This is a genomic window from Nonomuraea sp. SBT364 (assembly GCF_001083785.1).
Classification (GTDB): Bacteria; Actinomycetota; Actinomycetes; order Streptosporangiales; family Streptosporangiaceae; genus Nonomuraea.
The window spans coordinates 13343-28936 of record NZ_LAVL01000019.1; the positions used below are offsets into that span (position 1 = coordinate 13343).

Below are 15594 nucleotides of genomic sequence, written 5' to 3' on the forward strand. Positions count from 1 at the left end.
GCCGGACCCCACCGCCCTACAGGCGTGCTGCAGCCAAGCTGAAGAGGCCGCATCGACCGTGGTCGGCAGGCGCGACAAGCGCCCGCTCACACCACGGAGGATCTGATGCGTCACCTCGCAGCCGGCTCGCCCGCCTCGCGCCCCGTTCCCACGCGCAAGCCTCGGCTTCGCGCAGCGGTCGTCGTCCTGACCGCCGGTGCCCTCACCGCACTCATGCCGGCGGGGGTCGCGGTCGCCGCCCCGACCGATCCGCCGGACTTATCCCCGCAGCAGATCGCCGCGCTGGCCGCGTTGCCCTGCGTGTCCGGCGGCCCGACGGCGGCCGACGGCGCCATGGCCGCCGCGCTCAACCCGCTGCTGAGCCGCAAGATGCGCGGCTACATGACGGCGTACAACACCTCCTGCGCGCGGGCCGTGGTGCAGGCGGTCCGCAACCGGGGGCTCAACCCGCGGGCCGCCGCCATCGCCATCGCCACCGTGATCGTCGAGACCAGCATCGCCAACCTCGACGGCGGCGACCTCGACTCGGTCGGGCTCTTCCAGCAGCGCGACACCTGGGGCAGCCACGCCGAACGGACCAATCCGATGACCGCCACCAACATGTTCCTCGACACGATGCAGCGCTTCTATCCCAACGGGTCGTGGAACAACGCGCCCATCGGCGAGGTCGCGGCGGATGTGCAGCGCCCGGCCGCCGAATACCGGGGCCGCTACGCCGAACAGGCCGGCGACGCGGTCATCATCGCCAACCGGCTGTGGTCGAAGACCGCCTCGGACACCGCGGGCGTCTATCGGCCGTCCAACGCCACTTTCTACCTGCGTGACAACAACTGGGCCGGTCCCGCCGACATCACGGTCCAGTTCGGCAACATCGATGACAAGCCTCTGGTGGGTGACTGGGACGGCAACGGCACCAGCACCGTCGGCGTCTACCGCCCGGACACCCGCTACTTCTACCTGCGCAACTCCAACACCCCCGGCGACGCCGAGATCGGCTTCCACTTCGGCAACCCCGGCGACATCCCCATCGCGGGCGACTGGGACGGCGACGGAGACGAGACCGTCGGCGTCTACCGGCCCAGCAACTCCACCTTCTACCTGCGCAACAACAACTGGGCCGGCCCCGCCGACCGCACCATCCACTTCGGCAACAACAACCAGGACCAGCCCGTCGTCGGCGACTGGGACGGCGACGGAGACGACTCCGTCAGCGTCTACCGCCCCGCCACCGCCAGCTTCTACCTCATCAACTCCGACGTCAGCACCGCCAACCCCCGCATCATCCAGTACGGCAGCCACGACGACCGGCCCCTGACCGGCAACTGGAACAGCGACCGCTACACCACCATCGGCGTCTACCGCCCCGACACCCGCTACTTCTACCTCCGCAACGACAACACCCCCGGCGACGCCGAAATCGGCTTCCACTTCGGCAACCCCGGCGACATCCCCATCGCCGGCAACTGGCGCTGACGCACTCCTGATTCTCAGTACGAAAGGGATTTCACCATGTCGACGACACACCTTCTCCGAACCCGCAGGACGGCGAGCCGCGTCGCCGCCGTCATGCTCAGCGTGGCCATGGCCCTGGGCGCCACCGCCGCACTGGATCTGGCCTTGCCCCAGGTGGCGGCGGCGAACGCCGCGCCGAGCCGCGGTGTCATCGCGGCCACCGCCGCTTCCCAGGTGGGCACCACCGGTACCAGCGCCCAGTGCCAGAAATATGGTCCGTTATGCGATGACTGGTGTGCGATGTTCGCCACCTGGGTGTGGGAGCAGGCCGGAGTGTCCGGCTCGCCACGCGGCATCTACGTGGCGACCGCGATCGGCCAGTGGGGCGTCGAGCGGAGCCTGTTCAAGCGCCGGCCCGCCGGCTCGCGCGGCACCCCGCTGCCCGGCGACATCGCGGTGTACGGCGAGCCCGGCTCGGGCACGGGCGGGCACGTCTCCATCGTCCACACGGTCAACGGCGACGGCACCATCACCACGATCGACGGCAACGACAACAACCGTGTGACCAGGAAGATCATCAACCCCGTCACCGCGAGAGCGGGCCGGCGCGACGTGCTGATCTCCGGCTACGTGACACCGCCCGGCGCCGTCTCGGCCGTCTCCGCCACCGCGGGCGTCTATCGGCCGTCCAACGCCACTTTCTACCTGCGTGACAACAACTGGGCCGGTCCCGCCGACATCACGGTCCAGTTCGGCAACATCGATGACAAGCCTCTGGTGGGTGACTGGGACGGCAACGGCACCAGCACCGTCGGCGTCTACCGCCCGGACACCCGCTACTTCTACCTGCGCAACTCCAACACCCCCGGCGACGCCGAGATCGGCTTCCACTTCGGCAACCCCGGCGACATCCCCATCGCGGGCGACTGGGACGGCGACGGAGACGAGACCGTCGGCGTCTACCGGCCCAGCAACTCCACCTTCTACCTGCGCAACAACAACTGGGCCGGCCCCGCCGACCGCACCATCCACTTCGGCAACAACAACCAGGACCAGCCCGTCGTCGGCGACTGGGACGGCGACGGAGACGACTCCGTCAGCGTCTACCGCCCCGCCACCGCCAGCTTCTACCTCATCAACTCCGACGTCAGCACCGCCAACCCCCGCATCATCCAGTACGGCAGCCACGACGACCGGCCCCTGACCGGCAACTGGAACAGCGACCGCTACACCACCATCGGCGTCTACCGCCCCGACACCCGCTACTTCTACCTCCGCAACGACAACACCCCCGGCGACGCCGAAATCGGCTTCCACTTCGGCAACCCCGGCGACATCCCCATCGCCGGCAACTGGCGCTGACCTGATCGAGCCGAGAGGGTCCCTCCGCAGGCGGCGGAGGGACCCTCTCGGCTCGGCGTCGTCAGCCGACGACAGGCTCGGGGCAGCGCGTCGAGGAGGTCAGGCTTCGAGGGGCTCCTGCCGCAGAACCATGAGCGAGCCTTCCAGGGCCGCGACCATGGCGAAGGGGAACCGGTCGACCTCGAGGCAGAGCGCGACGTCATCCGGATGGGACCCTTGACGCAGTCCCGCCGCCAGGTCGGAGGCGGCGCGCGAGTCGGCGGCGCGGCGGCCGAACTCGGCGACGTCCGCCCCCGGCTCGATGACCCTCCGGGCGATGTACTGAGCGCACGCCAGATCTTCCTCGGCCTGCCCGTCGTCGCCGGTGACCACGAAGGTGACGCTGTCCGCCTTGCGCGTCCGCAGGAGGCGAGCCGTCGCCTCCGCCACCACGAAGCCGGCGCACAGCACCAGCGGCGCGTCCTTGACGGCGAGGGCGCCGACCGTCCCCGCCGTGGTCTTCTGCACGACGGTCCGTCCGCTGAGGTCGATGGAGCGCAGCAGGCCCGGCGAGTTGACGGCGTCGAACCCGGGCGCGGGCGGACCGTCCTTGAGCGTCACCCAGTCCGGATGGCGTGCCTTGAGCGCCAGGGCCTCGTCCAGCGACGCGGCGAGAACGATCTTCTCCGCCCCCTGGCCGAAGGCCCACGCGGCCACGGTGAAAGCACGCATGACGTCGACGACGACCGCCACGGACGGGGTTCCGGTCAGATCGGCGATACCGAGAAAACGAGCGTCCATTCGGTCATGATCGCATATGACGGACCTGGTGAGATCCTCCCGGGCGGCGCATCAGGCCCAGCGCCCGGTGAACAACTCCTCACCCGGCGGGTCGCCGGGGAGCCGGCCCGGGGCGCCGGACCGCAGCCCGTCGAGCGTGATCGCGACCAGGCGCGCGCGTGCCCGCACGGCCACGGGGAGCAGGTCGTCCCTGCCCTGTTTGCGGAGCTGATCCACCAGCGGGGAACGGCCGAGCTGCTCGATCAGCAGCGAGATGTCGACGGCGGTGACGTCGGGACGCAGCACGCCGGCGTCGTGCGCGCGCCGCACCAGGGCGTCGAGCAGGTCGTCACCGCGGCGGGACTCCACGCACGCGCCGACGAACCCGGCCAGCCCCGCCCACGGGTCGGGGTCGGCCAGGCCCTGCTCGGCCGCCTCGTTCCAGTGTTCCAGGGACAGGACGAGGAGCCGCTGGAACAGCTCTTCCTTGGTCCGGTAGCGCCGGTAGAGGCTGCCGATGCCGACCCCCGCCCTGGCGGCGATGGCGGCGACGGAGGCATGCGCCCCGTCCTCGGCGAGGACGGCCCGGGCGGCTTCGAGGAGCGCGCGGTCGTTGCGTTCCGCGCGGCCGGTGCGTGTGGTCATCACCGCGCATCCTAGCAAGTTGCGGAGTGTTTCACTCCGGTGTAGCGTCCACCATACCGGAGCGAATCGCTCCGCAATGAAGGAGGACACATGGACGCGAACACCGAGACGGCGGCGATCGAGCAGGTCGTGCGTGACGCCGAGAAGCTGCAGAACGACGTGGACGGGTTCACCGGCCTGCTGACCGGGGACGTGTCACTCGTCAACTTCACCGGCATCCGGCTGCAGGGCCGCGACCAGGTGGGCGAAGTCATGGCCAAGGCGCTGGAGACCCCGCTGAAGGACGTCCTCACCAGGAACGAGCTGCTGGGCGTCACGTTCCCGCGGGAAGACGTGGCCGTCGCCAGCCTGGTCAAGCACGTCAACGACGGCCGGCGCGGGGCACTGACGTTCGTGCTCGTCAAGGACGACGGCAGGTGGCTGATCGCCCTGGCCCAGACGACGCCGATCAGCTAGCCCGCTGGACGGCGGCCGGGTCAGCGGTTGCGCAGCTCGGCCGCCACCGCGCGTTCCCGCAGCCGATCCGCCTCCGCCCGGGCCGCCTCCAGCTGGGCCCGCACGTCCTCCAGCCGCGCCCGCTCCAGGCGCAGGTCGAGCAGCACCTGGTCGCGCTCGCGCCCGGCCGCCGCCGTCTCCTCCCGGGCGCGCGCACTCTCCCGCCGCGCCCGCTCGGCGTCCTCCGCGGCCTGTACGGCCTGCGCGCGGGCCTCATCGGTACGCGCCTGAGCCGCCTCCACCCGCTCGGCCAGCTCCTGGACGGCCTGATCCCTGGCCCGCTCGGTCAGCTCGACGCGTCGTGCCGCCTCTTCGGCCCGCCGCTCGGCCAGCTCCGCGCGCCGCCCGGCCTCCTCGGCGGCCTGCAACGCCTGCCGCTCGGTGCTGGACGCCTCGCGCAGCGCGGCCAGCGCCTGCTCCCGGGCCCGTTCGGCGTCGGCCAGCGCGGTGTCGCGCTCCGCCTCGGCATCCTCCAGGCGCACCCGCATGTCGGCCGTCTGCCGCCGGGCGTGCTCGGTCGCCTCGCGCGCCAGGCGTACCTGCTCGAAGGCCTGTTCACGCTCGGTGCGCGCGATCGCCACCCGCGTGTAGGCCTCCGCCTGCACGGCGCTCAGCCGCGCCTCCACCCCCGCCGGGCTCAGCTCCTCGGCCAGTGCCCGCGCCAGCGGCTCGATGGCCGCCGCGAGCCCGTACTCCATCCGATCGTAGAGCTGCTCGGCCCGGGCCAGCGCCCCCTCCAGGCCGGGCGTCGCCCGCCGCAATTCCCGCTCGCGCTTGGCTCTGGCCTGGCAGTCGCCGTCGGGGCAGTACTCCTTGGGCCGGCCTCTCCCCCGCCGCTGCTCGATCGCCGCCCCGCACTGCTTGCAGGGGGTCACGGTGACGGCTTCGCCGGGGGTGTCGGGGAGGAGCACGAAGGCACTTTAACAATTTTCTGTTTTCTGGAAATAAAATTACGGAAAACTGCGGCTTGACCCTCACGCGACGTGAGTCCGTACGGTCGGGAGCATGAGAGACAAGAAGATCGGCTCCCCGCTCACCGCCGAGGAGAAGCGCGAGGTCTGGGGCGAGTGGGCCGACCACGAAGAGGAGTACCTGGACGAGGTGGCCCAGCGGTGGGGCGACTCGGAGGCGTACGCGCAGTCGGCGAAGCGGGTCGCCGCCTACGGCAAGGAGCACTGGGAGCGGATCAACCGTGACAACGCGGCGATCGAGGCGCGGATCCGCGAGCTGATGGACACCGGCACCGACCCGTCGGGCGAGGCCGCGATGGACGTGGCCGAGGCGCAGCGGCAGCACATCTCCCGCTGGTTCTACGACACCACGCACGACTTCCACGTGCTGAAGAGTCAGCTGTACGTGGACGATCCCCGGTTCCGCGCGGGCATCGAGGCCGGCACCCGGCCGGGCGCGGCGGAGTGGCTGCGGCAGGCGATCACGGCCAACGCCGCGCGTGCCGCGAAGGGATAGCCCTCAGGGGCGGCGCCAGCCTCGGCCGATCATCCGGATCAGCGCCGGGTCCACGACCAGATGACGGAAGGGCCGGATCGCGGCCATGTACGCCCTGCCGAACAGTCCGTTCGGCTTGACCAGCACGGCCATCTGCCCTCGGTGACCGCCCGATCCGTCCGGGACCCAGCCGATGTGCATGACCGTGTGCACCGTCCGGTTGGCCATCTCGGCCGCCCACTCGGTGCCGGTCAGGTAGACCGACGTGAGAGGCACCGCGCGCGGGTCCGGGCCGCGCGGGCCGTCACGCAGGTCGGCGGGCAGCCGGTGGCGCAGCGACTCCACCCGCGCGCCGACACGGGAGTCGGGCCCGTCCCAGCCGAACAGCTCGCCGAGCTTCCAGCGCAGGGCGAACAGCCCGCGGCTGAGCCCGGAGAAGCGGCCTTCGCCGCCGGCCATCTGGGCGACCAGCCGTGCGAGGTCGCCGGGGCCGCCGGGCGTCGGCAGCGCCCACACGTCCTCCAGCCGGAAGTCGTGGGCCACGGTGTGGATACGCCACGGGACCGAGGTGTGCGCGGTGTCGGGAAGTCTCATGAGCGGGCGGCCTCCCATTCGGCCATCAGGGCGAACAGCGCGAACCTGTCGAGTCCGGGCTGCCCGGGGTGGATCTCGCGGTAGCGCTGATAGACGTTGACCACGACCCGTTCGGCGTCCAGCCACCCGGCGTACTGCGCCAGGTCGATCCCGGACACCGCCTCCCGCAGGTCCAGGCCCTTGGCGTGGGCGGTGTCGGCCTGCTCCACGACGTGGGAGAGGTAGTCCCGTACGGCGCGGATGCCCGCGGCGTCGGTCACCGGGCCGTGGCCCGGCACGACCGTCGGCGCGTCCAGGGCGATCATCGTGTCGCAGGCGGCGATCCAGTTGGCGATGGGCCCGCTCCACACGATCGGTGTGCAGCCGGTGAACAGCAGGTCGCCGGCGAACAGCACGCCCGCGTCGGGAACGTGCACCACGGTGTCGGCCTCGGTGTGCGCGGGGCCGAGGTTGAGCAGGCGCACCTCGCGGCCGCCCACCTCGACGCTCAGCCGCCGGTCGAAGGTCTGATCGGGGGCGCGCAGGCGGATGCCGCCGAAGTCGTAGCCGCCGAAGCGCTCGCGCAGGTATCGCGTGAGCGTCGGCCCGAGGTCCATCACCTGCAGGGCGGCCGTCAGCTCCGGCGCCATCTCGGTGCGCATCTCGTGCGCGGTGCCCTCGGCGGCGATGACACGCACCGTGCCGGCCAGCAGTTGCCCGCCGTGCGTGTGGTCGCCGTTGGCGTGGGTGAGCACGGCGTGGCTCAGCGGATGCCGGTCGGTGACCGGCCGCATGCCGTCCAGCATCCCGGCGGTGAGCCGCAGGTCGTACAGCGTGTCGACCAGCAGCGACGCGCCGTCGCCGGCGACCAGCCCGGCGTTGCTGCGGCCGAAGCCGCCGTCGGGCAGGAGCCACGCCCAGACGCCGTCGCCGATCCGGTGCAGCCCCTCGGTGTACGGCACGGCGGAGCGGGCCGGGTTGACGCGCGGCGGGCGCGGGGTGGCGGCGGGGTCGGGCCTGAGCGCCAGCGGGTGCGGAGCGGTGCCGGCCCGCACGGTCTGGCGCACCTCCCCCAGCCCTTCGGCCTGCAGCCGCACCACGTCGCCGTCCTTGAGCCAGCCGCGGAACGCGCCGAGGTCGCCGAGGTCGAGGTGCTCGATCAGGCAGCAGCCGGGCACGGTGCCGGAGCCGAAGACGTCCCCGGGCAGCAGGTCCACGCCGCGGGAGGCGTACGAGACGACCTCGCCGAAGGACCAGTCCATGGTGTCCGTCCGGCCTTCACCGATGACCTCGCCGTTGACCTCCGCGCGGACGCGGAGCGCGAGCTTGCCGTCCGGGCCGAAGGGCAGCTCGTCGGGGGTGACCAGCCACGGCCCGAGCGTGGTCGCGCCGTCCTTGCCCTTGGCCTGGCCGATCTTGAGCTGGCTCTCCAGGCCCTGCAGGTCGCGGGCGCTCCAGTCGCACATCAGGGTGTAGCCGGCGATGTGGTCCGCGGCCCGTTCGGGGGTCAGGTCGCGGCCCGCGGTGCCGATCACCGCGGCGATCTCCAGCTCGAAGTCGAACCAGGCGCTGCCGGGCGAGACCGGCACGTCGTCGTGAGGGCCGATGACGGTGGCGGGTGCGGCGAAGTAGAAGGCCGGGATCTGGTACCAGGTCGGCTCCAGCTCGCCCGTGCCGCCCATGGCTCTGAGGCAGCCGCGCATGTGGTCGAGGAAGCACAGGCAGTCTCGGAAGGACGGGGGCCTGGGGATCGGCGCCTTGAGCGTGACGCCGGCCAGTGCCGTGACCTCGCCGGGCTCGGCCAGCGCCCGCTCCCCCGCCTGCCGCAGCCCGGGGCCGAGCAGTCCGGCCAGGGTGATGCCGGGCGGGAAGGCGTGGATGAGGTCACCGTCGAGGACACCGGCGCGATCGCCGTCAGCGGCGGCATAGGACACGAAACGCACATCGTCCTCCTGTGTTAGCTAACATAGAATACGATTGCTAGCACAGAAGGAGGGTGTGTGACAACACGACGAGAGCAGACCAGTCACGAGAGCCGTGAGCTGATCCTCGCCGCGGCCGCGCGGTTGTTCGCCGAGAAGGGCTACCGGCAGACGACCTTCGTCGACGTGGCGGAGCGCTCCGGGATCAGCAGGGGCTCGATCCCGTGGCACTTCGGCAGCAAGGAGGGCCTGCTGCTGGCCGTGCTCGAACGTTCGGTGGAGGCGATCCGCGCGGGTCTCTCCGACGAGGCGCCGGACGTGGCGGCCGGGTTCGAGCAGCTGACGCGCGGCGTGGGGGCCCTGTTCGGCGCGCCGACCACCAAGCTGTTCGTCACGCTCCTGGTCGAGGCGCTGGAGCCGGACTCCCCCATCCGGGGCCGCTACGCCGAGATCCACGCCGTGCTGCGTGAGCACTGCAGGCGGTCCCTGGAACGGCTGCCGCTGCCGCCGGGACTGTCGGCCGAGGCGCTGGCCGTCATGATCATCGGCGCGGGCATCGGCATCCACCAGCAGTGGCTGCTGGCGCCGGACCGGGTCGACGCCGACGCGGCGCTGGCCGCGCTGCGCACGCTGGTGGCCGGGCTGCTGCCACCCGGCGCCCCGGGGCGGTGATCGGCCACCTCGCGGATCAGCCGCCGGTCGTGCTCTCGCGGACGATCAGCCGGTGGGGCACCACGATCTCGGCGGGGTTGGCGGCCCGGCCGTTGATCGACTCCATCAGCGTCTCCACGGCGGCGCGCGCGATCTCGCCCTTGTCGGGGGCGACCGTGGTGAGGCTGGGCGTACTGTACTGGCCCTCCTCGATGTCGTCGAGGCCCACCACGGCGACGTCGCCGGGCACGCGCCGGCCCGCCCTGGTCAGGGCCCGCATGGCGCCGAGCGCCAGCAGGTCGTTGTAGCAGAACACGGCATCGGGCGGCTCCGGCAGCGCGAGCAGCCGCTCCATCGCCTGCGCGCCGAGCCGCCGGTGGAAGTGCGGCGTGGCGACGATGAGCTCCTCGTCCACCGGCAGGCCCGCGTGGGCGTGCGCCTGGCGGTAGCCGATGGTGCGCAGCTGGGCCGTCTCCCCCGTCGCGTACGGCTGGTCGCCGATCGCGGCCACCCGGCGCCGGCCCAGCCCCAGCAGGTGCGCGGTGGCCTCGCGGGCGGCGGCCACGTTGTCGATGGCCACGTGGTGGAAGCTGCCGTTGAAGATGTGCTCGCCGAGCAGCACGATCGGGATCCGGTTGGCGCGCCCGCGCAGTTCCTCGGCCGTGACGGCGAGCGGGCTGAGCAGCAGCCCGTCGAACAACGTGGCCCGTGAGTCCCGCCCGAGCAGCTCACGCTCCCGCTCGACGGCGCCGTCGGTCTGGTCGATCATGACCACGTAACCGTGCGCGCGGGCCGCCGTGATCACCTCGCGGGCGAGCTCGGCGAAGTACGGCACGTCCAGCTCCGGGACGACCAGGGCGATCATCCCGGTACGGCCCTGTTTGAGGTTGCGGGCGATCAGGTTGGGACGGTAGTCGAGCTCGTCCAGCACGGCCTGCACCCGGGTGCGCAACTCGTCGGAGACCGGCGCGTAACCGTTGACCACATTGGAGACGGTGCGGATCGATACGTTCGCCCGCTTGGCGACGTCACGCAAGGTAGGACCGGGCATGCGTCTCTTGTACCTCCCGCCGTGGGGACTGGGAAGATCCCAAACCCGCTCTTGCATCGTTGCAGACAAGTATGCATGATGTCTGCATCGTTGCAGAGCTGCCATGCCGAGGAGTCCCAAGATGTCCACACCCCCGCTCGCCCGTCGCGGCTTCCTCAAGGGAGCCCTCGGCATGGGCGCGCTCGCCGCCACCGGCTCGCTCGCGGCGTGCGCCCCGGGCGGCCCCGCCGCTCAGCCGAGCAAGCTGGCCGCGCCGACCGCCTCGGCGTCGTCGGCCAAGGGCGAGATCACGATCTGGAACCGCTCGGGCGACCTGTTCAAGGTGTTCGACGCGGCGATCGGCAAGTTCCGCGAGGCCCACCCGGGCGTCACGGTCCACCACCAGGCCGTGGACGTCGACGCCAAGCTGGCCAACACGCTGATCAGCGGTACCGGCGTGCCCGACGGCAGCTTCTGGGACGACGCCAAGATCGGCGGGCAGGCCGAGCACCTCTACGACCTGACCGACCTCATCGCCCCCTACCGCGACCGGGCCGCGCCGTACAAGCTGTCCGTCAACACCGTCGACGGCAAGATCTACGGCGTGCCGTGGGACCTGGATCCCGGGCTGCTCTGGTACCGCGAGGACATCCTGGAGGACGCGGGCGTCGACCCCGCGGGCCTGACCACGTACGACGAACTGCTGGCGGCGGCCAGGACCGTCAAGGAGAAGGACCCGAAGACCAGGCCCATCCACCTGGACAAGAACCCGTTCCTCGGCCAGCTCTGGCTGGAGATGCTCGCCAACCAGCAGGGCACCAGCCTCACCGACGCCCAGGGCAAGCTGCGGCTCGACTCCGAGGAGTACCGGCGGATCTTCACCTGGATCGGGACCGCGGTCGAGGACGGCCTGGTCACCCACGCCCCCTACCTCGAGCCCGCCGACGTCAACACCCTCGACAGCGGCCAGCAGGTGTTCGTGCCCTGGGCGATCTGGTGGTCGTTCGCGCCGCAGCAGTTGCTCAAGGCCACCAAGGGCAAGTGGCGGGCCGCGCCGCTGCCGGCCTGGACGCCCGGCGGCGCGCGCAGCGGCGCGATGGGCGGCAGCAGCTTCGTCATCCCCGCCAAGGCCAAGAACCCCGAGCTCGCCTGGCTGCTGTACGAGTTCCTGTGCTTCACCGAGCCCGGCATCTCCGCCGTGTACGGGCCCAACGACGTCTACCCCGGCGGCCTGTCCACCTCGGTGCCCAGCTTCAAGCCCGCGCTGGACCCGGCCAAGCCGCTGTTCGAGCCGATCGACGCGCTCGGCGGCCAGGACCTGTGGAAGGTCGCCGTCGACGCCGCCGCCACCATCCCGGCCGCCGCGCCGATCCCCTGGTGGTGGGCCCAGTCGGTGGACTACCTCGGCAACAACGTGCAGCGCCTGATGGAAGGCAAGATGTCGCCCGACCAGGTGATCGCCGAGTCGGCCGAGAAGATCCAGCGCAACCTGATCGACCGCTCATGAGGTCTGCGCGGCTGTCGCCGTACCTGTTCGTCGCCCCGTTCTTCGTGGTCTTCGCCGCGTTCGGCGTCTACCCGCTGATCTACGCGCTGCAGCTCAGCTTCATGCGCTGGCGGGGCGCGGGCGCGGCCCACTGGGTCGGCGCGGACAACTACCTGTACCTGCTGACCAGCCCCGAGTTCTGGTCGTCGCTCGGCAACAGCGCGATCATGTGGCTGCTCATCGTGCCCATCCAGGTCGTGGCCGGGCTGGGCGGCGCGGTGCTGCTGGCCAACGCCAGGCTGCGGCTGCGCGGGCTGTACCGGGTGGCGTTCATCGCGCCGTTCGTGACGCCGCTGGTGGCCATGGCGCAGGTGTGGATCGTGGTGTTCGACGAGGACTACGGCCTGGTCAACTACCTGTTCAACCTGGTCGGCCTGCCCGACGTGGGGTGGCTGACGACCACGCTCTGGTCCAAGCCGACGCTGGCGCTGCTGTTCCTGTGGAAGACCACCGGGTTCGCGATCATCATCCTGCTCGCGGGCCTGCAGGCCGTCCCCGGCGCCGTGTACGAGGCCGCCGCCCTCGACGGCGCGTCCCGGTGGCGGCAGTTCTGGTCGATCACCGTGCCGCTGGTGCGCAGGAGCATGGCGTTCCTGGTGGTCGTGCAGACGCTGGCCGTCTTCCAGATGTTCGCCGAGCCGTTCGTGACCACGGAGGGCGGCCCGTACGGCTCCACCACCACCGCGGGCCTCTACCTGTACGAGCACATCGCCGCCTCCGACCTGGGCACCGGCGCCGCGAACTCGTTCCTGCTGGTCCTGCTGGTCTTCGGCCTGTCGCTGGGCGCGGTCAGGCTGTTGCGGCCGAAAGACGAGGTGTCATGAACCGGACCAGACCGGGCGTCGCGCAGTACGTGCTGCTGACGGTGCTCGCCCTCGCGTTCCTGTATCCGATCTGGTGGGCGATCAGCTCCTCCTTCAAGCCGGCGGCCGAGATCATCAGCAGCCCGCTGTCGATCGGCGCGCTGACGCTGGACAACTACCGGGCGATGTTCGCCGACGTGCCGATCGGCACCGGGTTCGCCAACACGGCGCTGGTGCTGGCGGTCAAGGGGGCGATGACGATGTTCTTCTGCCCGCTGGCCGGCTACGCGTTCGCCAAGTACACATTTCCCGGCAAGAACGCGCTGTTCGGCGTGGTGATGCTGACCCTGATGCTGCCGACGCTGGTGCTGATCATCCCGCTGCTGCTGGAGATGAGCGCGCTCGGCTGGGTCAACACCTACCAGGCGCTGATCCTGCCGGGCAGCATCGACGCGTTCAGCATCTTCTGGATGCGGCAGACCATCGCCGCCATCCCGGACGAGCTCATCGACGCCGGGCGGGTGGACGGGGCCGGCGAGTTCGGCATCTTCGCCAAGGTCGTGCTCCCGGTGATCCGGCCGGGGCTGGCCGCGCTGGCCGTGCTCACCACCATGAACGTCTACAACGACTTCGTCTGGCCGGTGGTCGCCGTCAACGACACCTCGCACCAGACCCTCCAGGTGGTGCTGGCCACGCTGGCGCAGAACATCACCGGCAACCGGATCGGCGCCGACTTCGCCACCGTGTGGGGCGAGCTGCTGGCCGCCGGCAGCATCGCCATGCTGCCGCTGCTGGTGATCTTCGTCCTGCTGCAGCGCCACTTCATCAACGGCATCCTCGCGGGCAGCGTCAAGGGCTGACCCCGATCTGAAACGGAGCATCATGACGCCGCATGCGGAATATCCCCGGCCCCACTTCGACCGGTCGCACACCTGGTCGAGCCTGAACGGTGACTGGGACTTCCGGCCCGACACCGAGCGGGACTGGAACGCCACCATCACCGTGCCCTTCGCCTGGGAGACCCCGGCCTCGGGCATCGAGGCGCACTGGCTGCCCCTGGCCTGGTACCGGCGCCGGATCACCGTCCCGCCGGGCTGGGCGGGGCAGCGCGTGGTGCTGCACTTCGGCGCCGTGCACCACGAGGCCACCGTCTGGGTGAACGACGTCGAGGTGGCCACGCACCGGGGCGGCTACACGCCGTTCGAGGCCGACGTCACCGACGCGCTGCGCGAGGGCGAGCAGGAGGTCGTGGTACGTGTCTCCGCGCCGCTCGACAAGCGCGAACTCGCGCACGGCAAGCAGCGCAGCATCCCGCGCGACGACTTCGACGGCGTGTGCTTCACCCCGTCGTCGGGGATCTGGCAGAGCGTGTGGCTGGAGGCGCGGCCCGCCACGCACCTGGCCGCGCTGGCGCTGCGCCCCACCCCCGGACTGGACGGCATCGAGGTGACGGCCCGCGTCGAGGGCCCGTCGGAGGCGACGCTGCGGCTGACCGTCCGCGAGACGGGCGCGACGGCCGAGATCCCGGTCGCCGGTACGGGCCGGACCGTGCTTCCCGTGGCCGGGCCGCGGCTCTGGTCGCCCGAGGACCCGTACCTCTACCACGTGGACGCCGAGCTGGTCTCCGCCTGCGGCACCGACCGGGTCGCCGCCTACACCGGGCTGCGCCGCGTCGAGGCGATCGGCGAGGACCTCTACCTCAACGGCCGCCGCCTGTTCGTGCGCGGCGTGCTCGACCAGGGCTACTGGCCGCGCACCGGCATCACCGCCCCCGACGACGCCGCGCTGCGCCACGACCTCGAACTGGCCGCGGCGGCGGGTTACAACCTGGTGCGCAAGCACCTCAAGCTGGAGGATCCGCGCTTCGTCCACCACGCCGACCTGCTCGGCATGCTGGTGTGGGCGGAGCCCGCCGCGACGGGCCGTTTCTCCCCCGAGTCGGTGGCCGCGTTCGAGGAGCAGATCGCGCCCATGGTCGAACGCGACGGCAACTCCCCCGCGGTCGTCATCTGGGGCCTGTACAACGAGGAGTGGGGCCTGGACTGGGACATCCCGGGCGACCCGGCCAAGCAGGAGGCGACCGCGCGCGCGTACGACCTGCTCAAGGCGATCGACCCGACCAGGCCCGCCGTGGACAACTCGGGCTGGGCGCACGTCAAGACGGACCTGCTCGACTGGCACTACTACGACGAGTCCGCCGCCTCCTGGGGGCGCACGGTCGCCGCGCTGCTCGACGGCGAGCAGGACGACTTCCCCGTCCGGCTCGGTCCCGACTTCGTGGTGCGCAAGAAGCTGGCGGGCGTCCCGGCGCAGCCGCTGCGCGGCCTGCCGAACCTCAACAGCGAGTACGGCGGCGGCTTCACCTGTGTCGAACGCGCCTGGCACCTGCGCTGGCAGACCCAGGAACTGCGCCGCCACGACAGGCTGGCCGGCTACGTCTACACCGAGCTGTACGACGTCGAGCACGAGTCGGCGGGGCTGCTGGACTTCGAGCGACGGGCCAAGGACCTGGCCGGGGTGGACCCGGCGGACGTGAACGCCGTGACCGCGCTCGTCCTGGACGTCGTCCCCGTCGCACCGGGCCGTGACCTGCTCAGCGCGGAGCGGGAGGTCACCGTGCCCGTCCGCGTCTCGCACCACGGGACCGAGCCGGTCAGCGGGCATCTGCACGCGGCCTGGACCCCGGTGTTCGGCCGGGCCCCGGCGCTGCCCGGCGTCGAGGGCCCGCGGATCGAGGCCAAGCCGTTCCTGCTCAGCGGCCCCGCCGAGGTCCGCGCCGCGCTGCCGGCCGGCTGGACGAGCGGGCGGCTGCACCTCGCCCTGGTCAGCGGCGGCGCCGTGCTCGCCCGCTCGGCCGTGGACGTGGACACCCACACCGGGTTCGTCATCGGCGACGACCGCCCCTGACCC

At 71.4% G+C, this 15594-nt stretch carries 15 protein-coding genes; 9 read left to right on the forward strand and 6 right to left on the reverse strand.

Annotated elements, in window-relative coordinates; translation table 11 throughout:
- Positions 1-105 precede the first annotated feature (105 nt).
- The gene (locus ADY59_RS51250; RefSeq protein ID WP_197093567.1) at positions 106-1473 is read left to right on the forward strand and encodes a hypothetical protein; all 1368 of its coding nucleotides are present in this window, start codon (positions 106-108) and stop codon (positions 1471-1473) included.
- A 36-nt stretch (positions 1474-1509) separates the two neighbouring features.
- Positions 1510-2814: a CHAP domain-containing protein gene (locus ADY59_RS53305; RefSeq protein ID WP_082310042.1), complete on the forward strand. Its 1305-nt coding sequence runs from the start codon at positions 1510-1512 to the stop codon at positions 2812-2814.
- 99 nt (positions 2815-2913) lie between these two features.
- Here the strand turns inward: ADY59_RS53305 and ADY59_RS12120 are convergent, their stop codons facing one another.
- Both ADY59_RS12120 and ADY59_RS12125 read right to left on the reverse strand, forming a co-directional pair.
- On the reverse strand, positions 2914-3594 hold the full coding sequence (locus tag ADY59_RS12120; protein WP_049561552.1) for a 2-phosphosulfolactate phosphatase: 681 nt from the start codon (positions 3592-3594) through the stop codon (positions 2914-2916).
- A 51-nt stretch (positions 3595-3645) separates the two neighbouring features.
- Complete coding sequence (locus tag ADY59_RS12125; protein ID WP_049561553.1) at positions 3646-4218, reverse strand: TetR/AcrR family transcriptional regulator; 573 nt, start codon at positions 4216-4218, stop codon at positions 3646-3648.
- Positions 4219-4308: 90 nt separating this feature from the next.
- On the opposite strand from ADY59_RS12125, the gene ADY59_RS12130 reads away from it, so the two are divergent.
- Positions 4309-4674 (forward strand): SgcJ/EcaC family oxidoreductase, encoded by a 366-nt coding sequence (locus ADY59_RS12130; protein ID WP_049561556.1) that lies wholly within the window; start codon positions 4309-4311, stop codon positions 4672-4674.
- Between the two features lie 20 nt (positions 4675-4694).
- Here the strand turns inward: ADY59_RS12130 and ADY59_RS12135 are convergent, their stop codons facing one another.
- Positions 4695-5624: a hypothetical protein gene (locus ADY59_RS12135; protein WP_049561559.1), complete on the reverse strand. Its 930-nt coding sequence runs from the start codon at positions 5622-5624 to the stop codon at positions 4695-4697.
- A 94-nt stretch (positions 5625-5718) separates the two neighbouring features.
- Here ADY59_RS12135 and ADY59_RS12140 point away from each other — a divergent pair, with 94 nt between their 5' ends.
- On the forward strand, positions 5719-6180 hold the full coding sequence (locus tag ADY59_RS12140; RefSeq protein WP_049561561.1) for a TipAS antibiotic-recognition domain-containing protein: 462 nt from the start codon (positions 5719-5721) through the stop codon (positions 6178-6180).
- Between the two features lie 3 nt (positions 6181-6183).
- Here ADY59_RS12140 and ADY59_RS12145 read toward each other — a convergent pair whose 3' ends face one another.
- Together ADY59_RS12145 and ADY59_RS12150 are read right to left on the reverse strand one after the other, a co-directional pair.
- Positions 6184-6753, reverse strand: coding sequence for a DUF2867 domain-containing protein (locus ADY59_RS12145; RefSeq protein WP_049561708.1), 570 nt, complete (start codon positions 6751-6753; stop codon positions 6184-6186).
- The gene (locus tag ADY59_RS12150; protein ID WP_049561564.1) at positions 6750-8675 is read right to left on the reverse strand and encodes a fumarylacetoacetate hydrolase family protein; all 1926 of its coding nucleotides are present in this window, start codon (positions 8673-8675) and stop codon (positions 6750-6752) included. Before ADY59_RS12150 ends, ADY59_RS12145 begins: the two co-directional genes overlap by 4 nt.
- A 57-nt stretch (positions 8676-8732) precedes the next feature.
- Between ADY59_RS12150 and ADY59_RS12155 the strand changes: the two genes are divergently transcribed.
- Positions 8733-9326 carry a TetR/AcrR family transcriptional regulator gene (locus ADY59_RS12155; protein ID WP_049561567.1) on the forward strand — a complete coding sequence of 198 codons (594 nt, stop codon included), beginning with the start codon at positions 8733-8735 and terminating at the stop codon, positions 9324-9326.
- A gap of 16 nt (positions 9327-9342) precedes the next feature.
- On the opposite strand, the gene ADY59_RS12160 is transcribed toward ADY59_RS12155, so the two are convergent.
- Complete coding sequence (locus tag ADY59_RS12160; RefSeq protein WP_049561569.1) at positions 9343-10356, reverse strand: LacI family DNA-binding transcriptional regulator; 1014 nt, start codon at positions 10354-10356, stop codon at positions 9343-9345.
- A gap of 121 nt (positions 10357-10477) precedes the next feature.
- On the opposite strand from ADY59_RS12160, the gene ADY59_RS12165 reads away from it, so the two are divergent.
- From ADY59_RS12165 to ADY59_RS12180, 4 genes are read left to right on the forward strand one after another with little or no spacing between them, the layout of a single operon-like run.
- Complete coding sequence (locus tag ADY59_RS12165) at positions 10478-11842, forward strand: ABC transporter substrate-binding protein (RefSeq protein ID WP_049561571.1); 1365 nt, start codon at positions 10478-10480, stop codon at positions 11840-11842.
- Positions 11839-12705: a carbohydrate ABC transporter permease gene (locus ADY59_RS12170; RefSeq protein ID WP_049561577.1), complete on the forward strand. Its 867-nt coding sequence runs from the start codon at positions 11839-11841 to the stop codon at positions 12703-12705. Before ADY59_RS12165 ends, ADY59_RS12170 begins: the two co-directional genes overlap by 4 nt.
- The gene (locus tag ADY59_RS12175) at positions 12702-13544 is read left to right on the forward strand and encodes a carbohydrate ABC transporter permease (RefSeq protein WP_049561580.1); all 843 of its coding nucleotides are present in this window, start codon (positions 12702-12704) and stop codon (positions 13542-13544) included. The genes ADY59_RS12170 and ADY59_RS12175 overlap by 4 nt, the downstream gene beginning before the upstream one ends.
- 22 nt (positions 13545-13566) lie before the next feature.
- A complete protein-coding gene (locus tag ADY59_RS12180; protein WP_049561583.1) occupies positions 13567-15591 on the forward strand; it encodes a glycoside hydrolase family 2 protein in 2025 nt (674 codons plus the stop codon).
- Positions 15592-15594 lie beyond the last annotated feature (3 nt).